At 60.1% G+C, this 13,096-nt stretch carries 11 protein-coding genes; 5 read left to right on the forward strand and 6 right to left on the reverse strand.

The window, feature by feature from the left end:
• The first annotated feature begins 18 nt into the window (after positions 1-18).
• The 5 genes from DNK06_RS17480 (at position 19) to DNK06_RS17500 (ending at position 5,307) form a co-directional block, all read left to right on the forward strand.
• Positions 19-1,302, forward strand: a complete 1,284-nt coding sequence (locus tag DNK06_RS17480; protein ID WP_131181276.1) for a hypothetical protein — start codon at positions 19-21, stop codon at positions 1,300-1,302.
• Complete coding sequence (locus tag DNK06_RS17485; RefSeq protein WP_131181277.1) at positions 1,265-2,029, forward strand: glycosyltransferase; 765 nt, start codon at positions 1,265-1,267, stop codon at positions 2,027-2,029. Before DNK06_RS17480 ends, DNK06_RS17485 begins: the two co-directional genes overlap by 38 nt.
• A 62-nt stretch (positions 2,030-2,091) precedes the next feature.
• Positions 2,092-2,844 (forward strand): WecB/TagA/CpsF family glycosyltransferase, encoded by a 753-nt coding sequence (locus DNK06_RS17490; protein ID WP_242674703.1) that lies wholly within the window; start codon positions 2,092-2,094, stop codon positions 2,842-2,844.
• A complete protein-coding gene (locus DNK06_RS17495; RefSeq protein ID WP_131181279.1) occupies positions 2,841-4,271 on the forward strand; it encodes a mannose-1-phosphate guanylyltransferase/mannose-6-phosphate isomerase in 1,431 nt (476 codons plus the stop codon). The genes DNK06_RS17490 and DNK06_RS17495 overlap by 4 nt, the downstream gene beginning before the upstream one ends.
• Positions 4,272-4,509: 238 nt before the next feature.
• A complete protein-coding gene (locus DNK06_RS17500) occupies positions 4,510-5,307 on the forward strand; it encodes a WecB/TagA/CpsF family glycosyltransferase (protein ID WP_131181280.1) in 798 nt (265 codons plus the stop codon).
• A gap of 156 nt (positions 5,308-5,463) precedes the next feature.
• Here DNK06_RS17500 and DNK06_RS17505 read toward each other — a convergent pair whose 3' ends face one another.
• From DNK06_RS17505 to DNK06_RS17530, 6 genes are all read right to left on the reverse strand, one after another.
• The gene (locus DNK06_RS17505; RefSeq protein ID WP_131181281.1) at positions 5,464-6,657 is read right to left on the reverse strand and encodes a polysaccharide pyruvyl transferase family protein; all 1,194 of its coding nucleotides are present in this window, start codon (positions 6,655-6,657) and stop codon (positions 5,464-5,466) included.
• A gap of 1 nt (position 6,658) precedes the next feature.
• The gene (locus DNK06_RS17510; RefSeq protein WP_165493661.1) at positions 6,659-7,948 is read right to left on the reverse strand and encodes a flippase; all 1,290 of its coding nucleotides are present in this window, start codon (positions 7,946-7,948) and stop codon (positions 6,659-6,661) included.
• A gap of 23 nt (positions 7,949-7,971) precedes the next feature.
• The gene (locus DNK06_RS17515; RefSeq protein WP_131181283.1) at positions 7,972-9,078 is read right to left on the reverse strand and encodes a nitroreductase family protein; all 1,107 of its coding nucleotides are present in this window, start codon (positions 9,076-9,078) and stop codon (positions 7,972-7,974) included.
• 848 nt (positions 9,079-9,926) lie between these two features.
• A complete protein-coding gene (locus DNK06_RS17520) occupies positions 9,927-10,289 on the reverse strand; it encodes a response regulator (RefSeq protein ID WP_131181284.1) in 363 nt (120 codons plus the stop codon).
• 30 nt (positions 10,290-10,319) lie between these two features.
• On the reverse strand, positions 10,320-11,762 hold the full coding sequence (locus DNK06_RS17525; protein WP_131181285.1) for an ATPase domain-containing protein: 1,443 nt from the start codon (positions 11,760-11,762) through the stop codon (positions 10,320-10,322).
• Between the two features lie 159 nt (positions 11,763-11,921).
• Positions 11,922-13,082 carry a two-component system sensor histidine kinase NtrB gene (locus tag DNK06_RS17530; RefSeq protein ID WP_131181286.1) on the reverse strand — a complete coding sequence of 387 codons (1,161 nt, stop codon included), beginning with the start codon at positions 13,080-13,082 and terminating at the stop codon, positions 11,922-11,924.
• Between the last annotated feature and the right edge of the window lie 14 nt (positions 13,083-13,096).

The raw sequence follows: 13,096 nt of genomic DNA on the forward strand, positions 1-13,096 counted from the left end.
CGATATGGGAACGCGAGCTTGTTCAAGCAACTCCTGGCATACCGCAACCTGCTGCTGATCTTGTTCGTTCTGAACTCGGCCTGTTTCTTCCTGACCGACGACAAGAAAGCCGGCATCCCCTATCTGCGCGAGCTGTATCTGCTCGGCGTGGTAGGCAGCGCTGCGGCCCTGTTCCTGGTCTGGAAGCGCGTGTACCAGTCCAAGACCAGCCTGTGGATCATCTTCATGGGCCTGGTGCTGCCGATCACCTCGGCGATCATGGCGGAACTCAATTTCGACCAGCCGTTCATCTATGGCCTGCTCGAAGAGCGCCGCAGTTTTGCCTATCTGGTGTTCTTCCCGACACTGTTCCTGCTGATCAAGACCGCCCCCACGCAAAAGCACCTGGAAACCTTCTTTCTCTACTCGGGCCTGGCCTGCACCTTCGTCGGCTACTGCTACTACTTCGGCATCATCCCGGAAAACTCCGGCGTGTCGTTCACCGTGGATGCCAAGGACGCCGGCGAAGTGCTGCTGCGCCCGAACCGTTTCCGTATCGGCTCCAGCTACGTGACCATCTGCGCCTTCATGCTCATGTACAGCATGAAAGAACGCATCTCGTTGTTCAAAGTGGTCACCCTGCTGTTCTTCGCCTCTTACCTGTGGCTGGTGCTGCAGACCCGCCAGACCATGATCATCTGGTGCCTGGCGGGCCTGTGGATCTTCCGTGACCGTATCGACTCGCTGATCAAACTCGGCCTGCTCGCCACCACCATCCTGGTCGCCTCCTACTTCATCTTTCCAGAGTTCTATTACGAGCAGTTCGCCAAGTTCGAAGCGCTCCTCGACGAAGCCACCGCTGGCCCCGGCGTGCGTGACACCACCACGGCGATCATCATCGGCGCCGTTGCCGACAACTGGTACATCGGCATGGGCTCGCTGTCGCTGCAATGGAAAGGCGGCTTCTCGACGCTCTACAACCCGCACTTCTATCTGTCGGACGTGGGCATCTTCGGCGTCTATTACCGCTACGGATTCCTTACTCCGCTGATCGCTTTCATCTTCTACGCCGGCTACCTGCGCATCATGAAACGCTGCCCGCAGAAGGGCCCGCTGCTCAATGCCTTCCAGTTGGTGTTCTGGTTCCAGATGCTCAACATGTTCCTGTCCAACTCGCTGATGTACGGCGGCGATGTACTCGGCATCGGCGCCGCCTGCTTCCTTTACTTCTCCCGCGCCTACGCAACGGAAAAATCCCCGACTCGAGAGATCAGAGGCACACGCCATGACAACCTTCAGTATCGTGACCATCAACTGGAATAATCTGGAAGGCCTCAAGCAGACCTACCAGAGTGTGGCTGCCCAGACCTACCGCAACTTCCGCTGGATCGTCGTCGACGGTGCCTCCAACGATGGTGGGGCCGAGTGGCTGGCAACCATCGATGACACCAACGCCGAGATCACCTCGGAGCGCGACAAGGGCCTTTATGACGCCATGAACAAGGGCCTGATCAAGGGCTCGGCGACCGAGGGCTACACCCTGTTCCTCAACAGCGGCGACTCGTTCTACGACGAAAACGTGTTGCAGAAGGTTGCCGATGCGATCGAGCAGGCGCCGAGCAAGCCGCGTTACGTCTATGGCGACTACTACCTGCAGAACGCTGCCGGGCGCCTGACGCCGGCCAGCGCCAAGAAGATCGAGCATTTGGTGCTGGGCATGCCGTCCAGCCACCAGGCGATGTATTTCGAGAACGAAAGGCTGCGCAACGTGCGCTTTCGCGACGATTACAAGCTCTCGGCGGACTACTGCATGATCGTCGAGTTTCTCCAGGGCCAGGATCACAAGCGCGACGTGCTGAAGATCGCCTCGCCGCTGTGCATTTTCGACACCACGGGTGTTTCCACCAGCCGGCGCTTCGATGCGCTGAAGGAAGATATGCGCATCCGTCGGGAGGTCATGAAACTATCGCCGCTGCACAGCATCTCTTTGTATGTCCTGCACTACGTGCATACCCATAGCAAATTATTGAAAGCGGCACTGGGCAAATGAATCACCAGCAACAGCAGCCGTTGCCCATCCGTAACCCGCGCCAATGGCGCAAAGAGGTGTTGATGAAAGCCTTTGACATCGAGTTCTACGCTGGCTCCAAGGATCGCCTGGTCGAGGACTTGGTCGAGCACAGCACCGACAGATACAGCTATATCGTGACACCCAATGTGAATCACGTGGTGCAGCTGGAAACCGACCACGACCTCAAGCGCGCCTACGCAGTGGCCCGCCATCGCATCTGTGACAGCCGCGTGCTGTTGCCCCTGCTGCGCATGCTCAAGGTGCCCGTGGAAGACGCCATTCCCGGTAGCACGCTCACCGAAGAGCTGATCGACATCGCCGAACAGCGCGCCTGGAACGTCACCGTGATCGGCTGCGAGGATGAAGACATCCAGCATCTGCGCGCGCGCTACCCGCACATCACCTTTCACCATCACAACCCGCCGATGGGCTTCATCGACAGCGAAGAAGCGATCCAGGCGTGCCTGCTCTTCGTCATCGATCATCCGTCCAATCTGGTCGTGCTGTCGGTGGGTTGCCCGCGTCAGGAAATCCTGGCTCGGAAGATCCTCGAAACCGATCAGGCCGTCGGCATCGGCCTGTGCGTGGGTGCCTCGATCAACTTCCTGTCCGGGAAGATCCAGCGCGCCCCGCTGTGGATGCAGCGTTATTCCCTGGAATGGCTGCACCGCGCCTTCACCGAGCCTCGCCGACTGGTAGGACGTTACGCGCGTGATGCGTTCCTGATCCTGCCGATCCTGCTCAGGGAATTCAAACTACGGCAATCACTCTTCATGGGAGGAGCTCCACGATGATTCCTGTCATTCTTTCCGGCGGTAACGGTTCGCGTCTCTGGCCGCTTTCGCGCCAACTCAACCCCAAGCAGTTCCTGCCCATCGCCGACGATTCGCTGTCCATGCTGCAGGCCACCATCCGCCGTCTCGACGGCCTGCAAGTCAGCCAGCCATGCCTGATCTGCAACGAGGAGCACCGTTTCCTCGCCGCTGAACAGTTGCGCACGCTGGGCATCGAAAACGCCAGCATCCTGCTCGAGCCGGTCGGACGCAACACCGCTCCGGCAGTGGCCCTGGCGGCCATCAAGGCCCTGGAGAAGGAGCACGACCCGGTGCTGCTGGTACTGGCTGCCGACCACCTGATCAAGGATGTGGACGCCTTCCACCGCGCGGTGGAAACCGCCCTGCCCTTCGCCCAGGCCGGCAAACTGGTGACCTTCGGCATCGTGCCGACTCACGCAGAAACCGGTTACGGTTATGTGCACAAAGGTGCATCGGCCGGCGACGGTGGCTTCTCCGTACAACAGTTCGTGGAGAAGCCGGACAGCGAAACCGCCGAGCGCTACCTCGCGTCTGGCGAGCACTTCTGGAACAGCGGCATGTTCATGTTCCGCGCCAGCCGCTATCTGGAAGAACTGCAACGCTGGCAGCCGGAGATCCTCGATGCCTGCCGTCGCGCCGCTGCCCAGAGCGAGCAGGACATGCACTTCGTGCGCATCGGCAAGGAGGCGTTCGCCGCTTGTCCGGAAGATTCCATCGACTACGCAGTGATGGAAAAGACCGAAGACGCGGTGATGGTACCTCTGGATGCCGGCTGGAGCGATATCGGCTCCTGGTCCGCACTGTGGGATGTCAGCGACAAGGACGAACAGGGCAACGTGCACAAGGGCGATGTGCTCAGCCACGACAGCCACAACAACTACGTGCATGCCGACTACCGTCTGGTCACCACAGTGGGCGTCGAAAACCTGATCATCGTCGAGACCAAAGACACGATCATGGTCGCCCACAAGGACAAGGCCCAGGAAGTCAAACGCATCGTCGAGCAGCTCAAGCATGAAGAGCGCTGCGAGTACCTCAACAACCGCGAGGTGTATCGCCCGTGGGGCATGTACGACTCGATCGATCATGGTTCGCGCTACCAGGTCAAACGCATCACCGTGAAGCCGGGCGCCAAGCTTTCCGTGCAGATGCACCACCATCGCGCCGAGCACTGGATCGTGGTCAGCGGCACCGCTCAGGTGACCAATGGTGACGAGACCTACATGGTCACCGAGAACCAGTCGACCTACATCCCCATCGGCCAGATCCACGCCCTGGAAAACCCGGGCATGATTCCGCTGGAGTTGATCGAGGTGCAGTCCGGTACCTACCTCGGCGAGGACGACATCATCCGTTTCTCCGACAACTACGGCCGGGTAAAGGAACTCAAGGTTTCTGCCGCCTGATGTGCAGCCACGCCGCATTGATTCATAAGCGGCGCTGGCCGTCAGATTATCGGGCCCGAGTCGAGCCCGGCAGCCGGGTGATTCGCCATGTATGGCATCACCAGTTCACGATTCATGGGGGCGACGGAATACCCCTTCATTTCGCTGCAAAATGGACATTTACAAGAACAAGCAAAGCGCGAAGCCAAGTGAACAGACACCGGATAATTCAATTACTTTCCGATAACGAGGCTCGCCTGTGAAAACTTCTCAGCTCAAACTGCACGATCCTTTGATCCATAAATTAAAGTTGCTGGAAGAAGATGACGTGACTCCGCTGCTCGACGAACTGAGCACACCGAAGAAGCCGACCATCCTCGGTTTCCTCAATCAGCACGGCTACAACATCGTTCAGAATGACACGACTGCACGCCGTCACTTCCTGAAGGTCAACTATCTGCTGCGCGACGGTATCGGCGTCAAACTGGCCTGTTCCCTCAACGGCCTGTCGCCGGGAGCCAACCTCAACGGCACCGACTTCATTCCCAGCCTGATCCAGCACCTGCTCGAAAGTGAACACAGCGACAGCTACCAGCTGTTCGCCATGGGCACCAGCGAACCCTGGGTCAACCTGGGCGCCAGTGCGCTGTTTGGCGACCGTAAGTTTCACGCCATCGACGGCTTCCAGCCGACCGAGTGCTACCTCGAATTCGTCCAGCAGCACCTGCAACCGGGCAAGATCCCATTGATCGTGATGGGCATGGGCATGCCTCGCCAGGAAGAGGTGGCCGTGAACCTGCAGCGTCAGCTCGGTCGCCCGGCCCTGATGATCTGCGGTGGCGCAATCCTGGACTTCGCCGCACAACGCTTCAACCGTGCTCCTCCGGCGGTTCGCAAGGTCGGCCTGGAGTGGTTGTACCGCCTGTTGATGGAACCACGTCGCCTGTTCAGTCGCTACATCATCGGCATCCCGCAGTTCTTCTACTACATCATGCGCAACGGCATGGGCAGTTCGGTCACGGTTGGCGAACAGAGCGCCTACGACCGTAAGTCCTGACGCCACCGCTGTAACGAAAAGCGCCCCGGATGAGTGATCATCCGGGGCGTTTTTCATTGGTAGCTAAACGCTATTTCGCAGGGAGGGCGCCGCCTCATAGCAGAAGCGGTGTGCGACTGCTGGTGGCGCCGTAACCCTCCACGGGCGCCCCGCCGGCTAACGCCCCGCGGCCACCGCCAGCGGCTTCTCGCTGCGTACACCCTGACTCTGCTCGATCAACGCGAACACTTCGTCCCACATCGCCTGGGTACGCGCCTTCAGCTCGGCGGAATGCGCTTGCAAGCGGGTCGAGAGTGCTTGCATCTGCGCCGGCTCGGTCAGGTAGTCGAGGGCGCTGGAAAGCTCGTCGTCAGTCAGATTGATGTTCAACACGCCTTCGGAAAAACCGTAGTCGGCGAACAGCATCTGGTATTTGTGGCTCCAGCCCGTAGCCAACGACGGCACACCTTGCGACAGTGCACTGACCAGGCCATGGAAGCGGCTACCCAGGGTGCCACGGCAGGCGCCGAGAATGCCCTTGATCGCCAGCGGATCGGTCTCGCGCAGAATCGGCAGGCCACCCACCGCTTGCGATACCTGCTCGGCCACCCGTGCATCGCCCTCGCCTTCGTGGATCAACAGGAACGGTTTGGCGCCACGCTCTACCAGCATCTTGGTGGCGCGCTGCAGGAACGGCACATAGCCCTTGGCGACGCTGTCACCGGTCTTGTCCAGCATGCGGCAGTTGGGAACCACACAGACCTGATGAATTTCAGGATCGAAATAGGCCGGCAAGGTGCCGCTGATCAGGTTGGTGAAATCGGGTGCCAGCTTGATGTTGTCGCGCTCGCCGACGATCTCGGTGAGATAGTCGTAGGACACTTGTTCACGGGCGAAAATCAGGTCGCAGTTGTCGACGAAGGCCTTTACCGCGTCCTTGCTCTTCTGATCGCGGAACGGGCCGAATGCCTGGGGCAGCAGAATCACCTTGCTGCCGTTCTTCTTCCAGCGCTTGCTGGAGCGCGCCAGCTCTTCGGACAGATCCGGGCCCCACTGATCGCTGTAGGCGAAGCCGGCAGCATCCAGCACCACGTCCACTTCCTTGTCCAGCACCACACCGTATTGCTCGCGAATACCAGCCGGCACCACGGCTGCCAGGTCGCCGAACGGGATGCCGGCGCGCCACAACCAGGCTTTCTGATACAGCCCCAGGGACGCACGGTTGACATAGGGATAGGGGCTCTTGGCCCGACCAGGTTCCATCACCACCTTGGCGGCAGGCAGATTCTGCTGTACCTGCTGCAGGGCGGCATGCAGCATCAGCGCAGCGCCCTTGTTGACGAAACCGGCCTTGCGAATCTCGACGTACATATCAAGCTCTCCTGAATTCACGAATCAACTGGGGCACGCTGATGAAGGCATGCAGAAAAATGCTCTTGGTCATCATGACGAACAGTGGCCGTGTCCTGCGTGACAGCAGCAGGCTCACGTAACCGGCGATGGAATAGGAAATCAGCGTCGCCCAGGCGGAACCGACGACGCCGTGGCTGCGGATGAGGAAGTAATTGAGCACGATGTTGCTCACGGCGCCGAGGCCCTGGGTGACCAGGGAAAAGATGAAGGCCTCTTCGATGATGATCCACTTGCTGAACAGCGCGCGCATGAATACGAAGGTCGCCGCGAAGATATGGATCGCCAGTACCGGCCCGGCGTCCGCGTACTGAGCGCCGTACAGCACCCGCACGATCCAGTCGGAGAGGAAGAACACCACCACCGCCAGGCCGAAGGCCATGAAGAACAGCACATCCAGCGCCACCTGCATGAAGCGGTTGTAGCCCGCCGTATCGGTCTTGCTCAGGTCGATCATCTTCGGGAAGACCGAGGCCATGAGAATGGTCGGGATCAGGTACCAGGCTTCCGACAGCCGCGAGGCCGCCGAATACACACCCACGGAGTATTCGCCGAGCATGTACTGCAGCATGATCTGATCGACCTTCAGGTAGATCACCGCCGACAGCGAACCGAGGAAGATCAGCAGGCTTTTCTTGAGCAGGGTCTTGCCCAGCGTCCAGGAAAAGTCGAAGCGGAACTCGCGCTTGAGCATCACCGCATAGCAGACCAGGATCGCCGAGGTGACCATCACCACCACCACGTGGGCCAGGGCGATGTACACCAGCCCCGCCCCGGCGATGGCCAGAATCATCTTCAGGCCGTTGCCACCGAGCTGCCCGACGAACCCGGCCACGGCGGCGTACTTGGCCTGTACCCGCGCCTGGAACCAGTCGATGAGCATCTCGAATGGGGTGAAGAACAGCGCCAGGGCGGTGAACAGCAACACCAGGAAATTCTGGTCGTTGCCGATCAGGTAGGTGCCCATCATGATCGCGAAGGCGATCACCGAGCAGCCCACCTTGATCATGAATACCGTCGAGAGAATCTGGTCTTCGTTTTCCGGGTGGCTGCGCAGTTCCTTGACCACCAGGCCGGTCAGCCCCAGGTGCACCACGATGCTGAGCAGGCCCAGCAGCGCCAGCGCGTAGTTGAGGTAACCGAAGTCCTCGGGGCCCAGGTAGCGAGCCAGTACCACGGTGGTCGCCAGGCCGATGGCCAGCATCAGAAACTTCTCGGCCAGCATCCAGCCCGAGTTGAGGAGGTATTTCATGCCCTCCTGGACACGCGTGGCACTCATCGGCTGGACGTCTCCAGGTGCCCGTAGCTGCGGGCTTCATCCAGCGACAGCTTCTGCGAATACGGCACCAGGCCGGTGTCCGCGGCGTAGCCCAGGGAGATGAACATGACGATGCGCTCGTCCGGGTCGAGCTTGAGCAGCTTGGCAGCCGCCTGTTCACGCTCGGGAATGTCCGGCCAGTTGATCGAGCAGGACGACACGCCCTGGGTCTCCAGCGCGAACATGAAGGACATGGCGGACAACGCACCGTCGATGTAGATCACGTGGCGGTCACGCACATGGGGGTAGGCACGCAGGCGGCCGACCACGGCGACGATCGCCGGGAAGTTGTGATCGAAACCGGCAACGCCCATGGGCAGGCGCGAAGCCTGGGCCACCGACGCGGCATCATCGAAGATCAGGAAGCGATAGGGCTGGCGGTTACAGGCACTCGGCGACTGCACGGCGACTTCCACGGCCTTGTCGATCACCTCGCGCGGCACGGGACGATCCTGGTACCAGCGCACCGAGCGGCGCTTCATCGACAGCTGGCGCATGGCGGTGTAATCCACGCTCGGCGTGCTCACGTCAGCGGCGAAAGGCACGCGCTCGGTGTCAGGATTACGCAGGCTGCCGGGCGAACTGGCCGGGCGTTCGAAACGGGCGAATTTCTCGCGGGCTCGATTGATCACCGGGTGCTCGCCAGTCACGGAAAAATACTCGGCGAGTACATCGTGGGCCCAGCTGACTTCGTCTCGATCCACATTGCCGTTGAGCGAGGCGATGTAGCTGTCGACCGTATCGCCGATATAGTCCAGGGCGAACACCTCGCGCCTGGGCTGCATGATCAGGCCCTTCTCGATGCGGTGCACGGCACGGCGCAGGAAGTAGTTCACCGGCTCGGCACCGGACAGGTTCTCCTCGTGCTGCAGGTGACCGACCACCACGGCATAGGCTTCACGATCGAACGCCGAAGAGAAGAACGAATAGTGGAAGCGGCGCAATGTGGCCGACCGCGACAGCGCCCGAATCCAGCCCATGGCGAGTTTTTTCTGCAACCCTTTCAGGTTATCGATACTGTCCCGGGGCAATACCTTCTTGAGGGATTCCTTCAACATTTTCATAGGCTGTGCTTACCGTTCAATGGTTAATATCTCCCCCACAATCGCCGTAGCGGTACGGCGACATCGAATTGATGGACGCAGGCAGTCAACAGCCGAACCGCAAGCGCCTGTACGCCGCCAGAAGCCGTCATGGCTGGCGCATACAGCAGCATCCCTTCCCTACCGCAATCACCAGATCCCGTCTGCCTGCTCAACGCGAGCACGCAGGGGAAAGCGGCATTGATACTGCAAACGGATCGACATCCAACCCAGCACTTCGAGAGGCTGGAGGTGGCGGTATGGGCTACCGCTTTTTCGTTGTCAGGGTTTAGGACTACGGAGCAACGCTTTGATTCCGCACCGGGATACTTTCCAGGGAAAAAGTTGCCGAGAGGTCGCCAACCCCAGCGCCAGTGCGGCTACGACGGCCTTGGCAGCCGAGAACATGCTCGCGCCAGCAGCTTGGTTAACCTGAACACGACGCCAGGTGAGGTGCAGGGAGACGCCTTCGGAACCTCACGGAAGGCAGATCGCCGAGGGTTTCGTTCAGCTCGCAGATGGAGAAGGATTTGCCGAGGGTCTTGAGACTCTGTGCCGAGGCAAGCGGCGCGGTACCGGCCTCAGCGACTATCAGCAGCACTGGCAAGCCGGGGCCTGTGCTCGTCGCGACCTCGGCCCGCTTCGAGCCTGTAATGCCCGACAAGCTGATGGGACGCATCAGTGGCGCCCACCCATCGGCCATCAACAGGTGCCCGCACTACAGCCTTCGACAGCGTCCGGCATTCACGCTGGAGAGCGTGTTTCAGGAATAGAAGGGAAAGAAGCAAACCAGCGAAGCGCAGTGGACGCTGAAGCCACAGTGAAGATGATCAGCTCGGGCCGATCAGCTCTTTCACCTTGTCGATGACCTGGTTGATATTGAAAGGCTTGTCGAACACCGCAGCGAACAGTTCGGGACTGGCGCGGCCGACACTACCCTGCGCACCGCTCATCAGAATGATCGGTAGATCGCCAGACGCCGGTCTCGCCCGAATGGCTCGGGCGAACTCGAGACCATCCATGACCGGCATCATGAAATCCGTGATGACGAGCTCGGGACGTTCGCGGTCGAGCACTTCCAACCCTTTGCGACCGTTGCTCGCCTTCACCACCATGTAGCCTTCGTCTTCCATGGCATAGCCGAGAATATCCGCAATCAGGTATTCATCATCGACTATCAGAATGGTTGTCATAGTCAGTAGGCTCGGTCAGGCACGCATGGCTCAGGCGTCTTGCGCCTGCACGGCATTCCCTGACAAGGCTCCTGCTGCGGTTTTGAATGCCTTGCTGAGTTCAATACCATGATCGCTGATGACCACTTCCAGGAGGGAGGAGTCGTAATAGCTGTCCCTCATCTTAAGGATGGACAGCAGGCGCGTTAGTTCACCCTCCTTTTCCACGAAACGCATGAGAACCAGGTTGTCGACGATGCTCGATAGCTCCGGAGCTGGTGCATTGATCTCCGATGCAAACAGATCACGCATCTCCCAGGTGGCGAACACCGTAACGCCCATGGATCGCAGTTGGCTCATCAGAGCGCTGAAGAACTCGACCAGCCGCGCGCCGTTACTGGCCACACGCGCCATGCCGCCCAGGCTGTCGATATGCAGGCGCTTGATGCCTTTCTCTCTGACGGCCTTTATCACCCGTGCGCCGAGGCCGTCGAGCAATCCCTCGGTGGTGGGTTGCCACATGATGTGCAGCGCACCAGCCTCTTCCATCGAACGCAGGTCGAAGCCAAGGGCTTCGGCTTTGAGGCGCAGGCGCTGCGGCGTCTCGTAGAAGCCAAAGTGCAGACCTGGCGCCTCCGCGGTGGACTGGGCGAGGAAACTCAGCCCCAGCGTAGTCTTGCCGACCCCGGCCGGCCCCATGATCAAGGTGACCGACGACTCCGAAAGACCACCGCCGATCAGGCTATCCAGGCTTGGAATACCGCTGGCGATACGCGCCAGCGTGGCGCTGTCGTCCTGGGTCGGCTTGCTGTACAGGCTTTCCAGGCGTGGGTGGATCACCAAGCCATCGTCGGTGATTTCGCACTCGTGCAACCCGGACAGCGCACCGCTGCCACGGGTCTTGCGCAGATGAATACGGCGTACCGAGCGCGCACCAAACAGCTCCTCACCGAGTTCGATCACGCCATCGACCATGGTGTGCTCGGGGCTGCCATCGTCCAGGCGGGAGCTGGTCAGGAACAGCACTGTACAACCGGCGAAAGCGGCGTGCCCCTGCAGCTCGGAAATGAATTTCTTGGTATCGAGCTGATTTTCCGCTTTGGAGCGGGCATTCAGCAGGCCGTCGACGATCAGCAGCGTGGCTTTCTGGCGGCTGATCTCGCGACGCAACAACTTGACGACCTCGTCCAGGCCTTCGCTCTCCAGCGTATCGAAAGCACTGACGAACTGGATCTCCGCACCGACTTTCACCGGGTCGAAGAAGGTCATCGTGGAGAGGAATTGAAATAGCCTTTCATGGGATTCGGCCAGCAAGGTGGCCACCAACACACGACCGCCATCGCGCACATGATTGAACGCGATCTGATTGGCGAGAATGGTCTTGCCCGAGCCGGGGCGCCCTTGAACGATATAGGATGCGCCAGCTACCAGACCGCCCTTGAGCAGCGCGTCCAGTCCATCGATCCCACTTTGAAGGCGTTGTAGCTGTTCCAAGTTCTGGCCTGCCTCAATCGAAATTACGCAAAAATAGCCGGGGCTCGAATGTCCTTTTCCCAGGCATTAACCCACTGATAGAAAAGGCGATTGGTGATACTAGGGTCTGTTGCTGTTGCAGCGCAAGCCGCGTTGCCGTGTCAACAGACCCTGACATGCTCATGCGTGAACATCTGCTGATTTCCCGATGGATGCCGGCAAACAAAGGATCATGGTTGCACCCTGCCCGGCCACGCTCTCGACATGCAGGCCACCTCCCGCCTGACGGGTAAAACCATAGACCTGGCTGAGCCCCAGTCCAGTTCCCTTGCCTACGTCTTTGGTGGTGAAAAAAGGCTCGAACAGCCGCGAGTGGATTGCCGGATCGATACCGACGCCCTGGTCGATGACCGAGATCAGCACGAACTCTCCGTGCAGATCCTCCAACTCCCCTGAAAGTACGCGGTTCTCCGCGCGCAGCCTTACCACGCCAACTCCGTGCATGGCATCCCGTGCATTGAGGATCAGGTTGAGCAGCGCCATTTCCAGCTGGCTCGGGTCGAGCTCGACGCGATGCAACCCAGGGGCGAGCTGCGCTTCCAGGCTCATCGTCTTGGGCAACGCCTGGCCAATGAAGGCATGCGCGGCGTCGAGCAACTCGTTGAGGTCGACGAGACGGCTCGGCATCTGCTCGCGACGGGCGAAGGTCAGCAGGTTGCGAGTCATCTGCGCGCCGCGCTCGCCGGCATCCTGGATGCTCGCGAGCAGGCTCGCCAGGCGCTCCGGGTTGCTGGTGCGGCTGGCCAGCTTGGTGGCGCTGAGGATGATGGTCAACAGGTTGTTGAAATCATGGGCCATGCCACCGCTCAACTGGCCCAGGGCTTCGAGTTTCTGCGCCTGGAACAGTTGGGCGCGCAAGGCGTCATAACGCAAATCCGCCTCGTGGCGGTCAGTGATGTCGCGAGTGATCTTGGCTAGGCCGATGATCGTGCCCTGCTCGTCGCGAATCACCTCGATGGCCACCAGCGCCCAGAAACGCGTGCCATCCTTGCGCACGCGCCAGCCTTCGTCCTGGGATCGCCCATCGCGCAGCGCCCGCTCGATGAGCTGCCAGGGCTTGCCATTACGCCGATCATCATCGGTGTAGAAAAGCGACAGGTGCTGACCGATCACCTCTGCCGCGTCATAACCCTTGATGCGTGCAGCACCGGCATTCCAGGAAACGATGCAGCCATCCGGATTGAGCATGAAGATCGCGTAATCGACCACAGCCTGAACCAGCATCTCGTAATGACGCTCGGTCAACGTACCCGGAGAGAGTGGGGGTAAATGGCTGTTCATGATGGCCCGTTCAA

Source organism: Phytopseudomonas daroniae, assembly GCF_004327285.1.
GTDB lineage: Bacteria > Pseudomonadota > Gammaproteobacteria > Pseudomonadales > Pseudomonadaceae > Aquipseudomonas > Aquipseudomonas daroniae.

What these genes read in the sequence shown, in the direction of transcription:
- DNK06_RS17510 (WP_165493661.1), bottom strand. Translation starts at nt 7,948, where the DNA reads ATGAAATACCTCCTCAACTCGGGCTGGATGCTGGCCGAGAAGTTTCTG.
- DNK06_RS17490 (WP_242674703.1), top strand. Translation starts at nt 2,092, where the DNA reads ATGAAAGCCTTTGACATCGAGTTCTACGCTGGCTCCAAGGATCGCCTG.
- DNK06_RS17495 (WP_131181279.1), top strand. Translation starts at nt 2,841, where the DNA reads ATGATTCCTGTCATTCTTTCCGGCGGTAACGGTTCGCGTCTCTGGCCG.
- DNK06_RS17515 (WP_131181283.1), bottom strand. Translation starts at nt 9,078, where the DNA reads ATGAAAATGTTGAAGGAATCCCTCAAGAAGGTATTGCCCCGGGACAGT.
- DNK06_RS17485 (WP_131181277.1), top strand. Translation starts at nt 1,265, where the DNA reads ATGACAACCTTCAGTATCGTGACCATCAACTGGAATAATCTGGAAGGC.
- DNK06_RS17530 (WP_131181286.1), bottom strand. Translation starts at nt 13,082, where the DNA reads ATGAACAGCCATTTACCCCCACTCTCTCCGGGTACGTTGACCGAGCGT.
- DNK06_RS17505 (WP_131181281.1), bottom strand. Translation starts at nt 6,657, where the DNA reads ATGTACGTCGAGATTCGCAAGGCCGGTTTCGTCAACAAGGGCGCTGCG.
- DNK06_RS17520 (WP_131181284.1), bottom strand. Translation starts at nt 10,289, where the DNA reads ATGACAACCATTCTGATAGTCGATGATGAATACCTGATTGCGGATATT.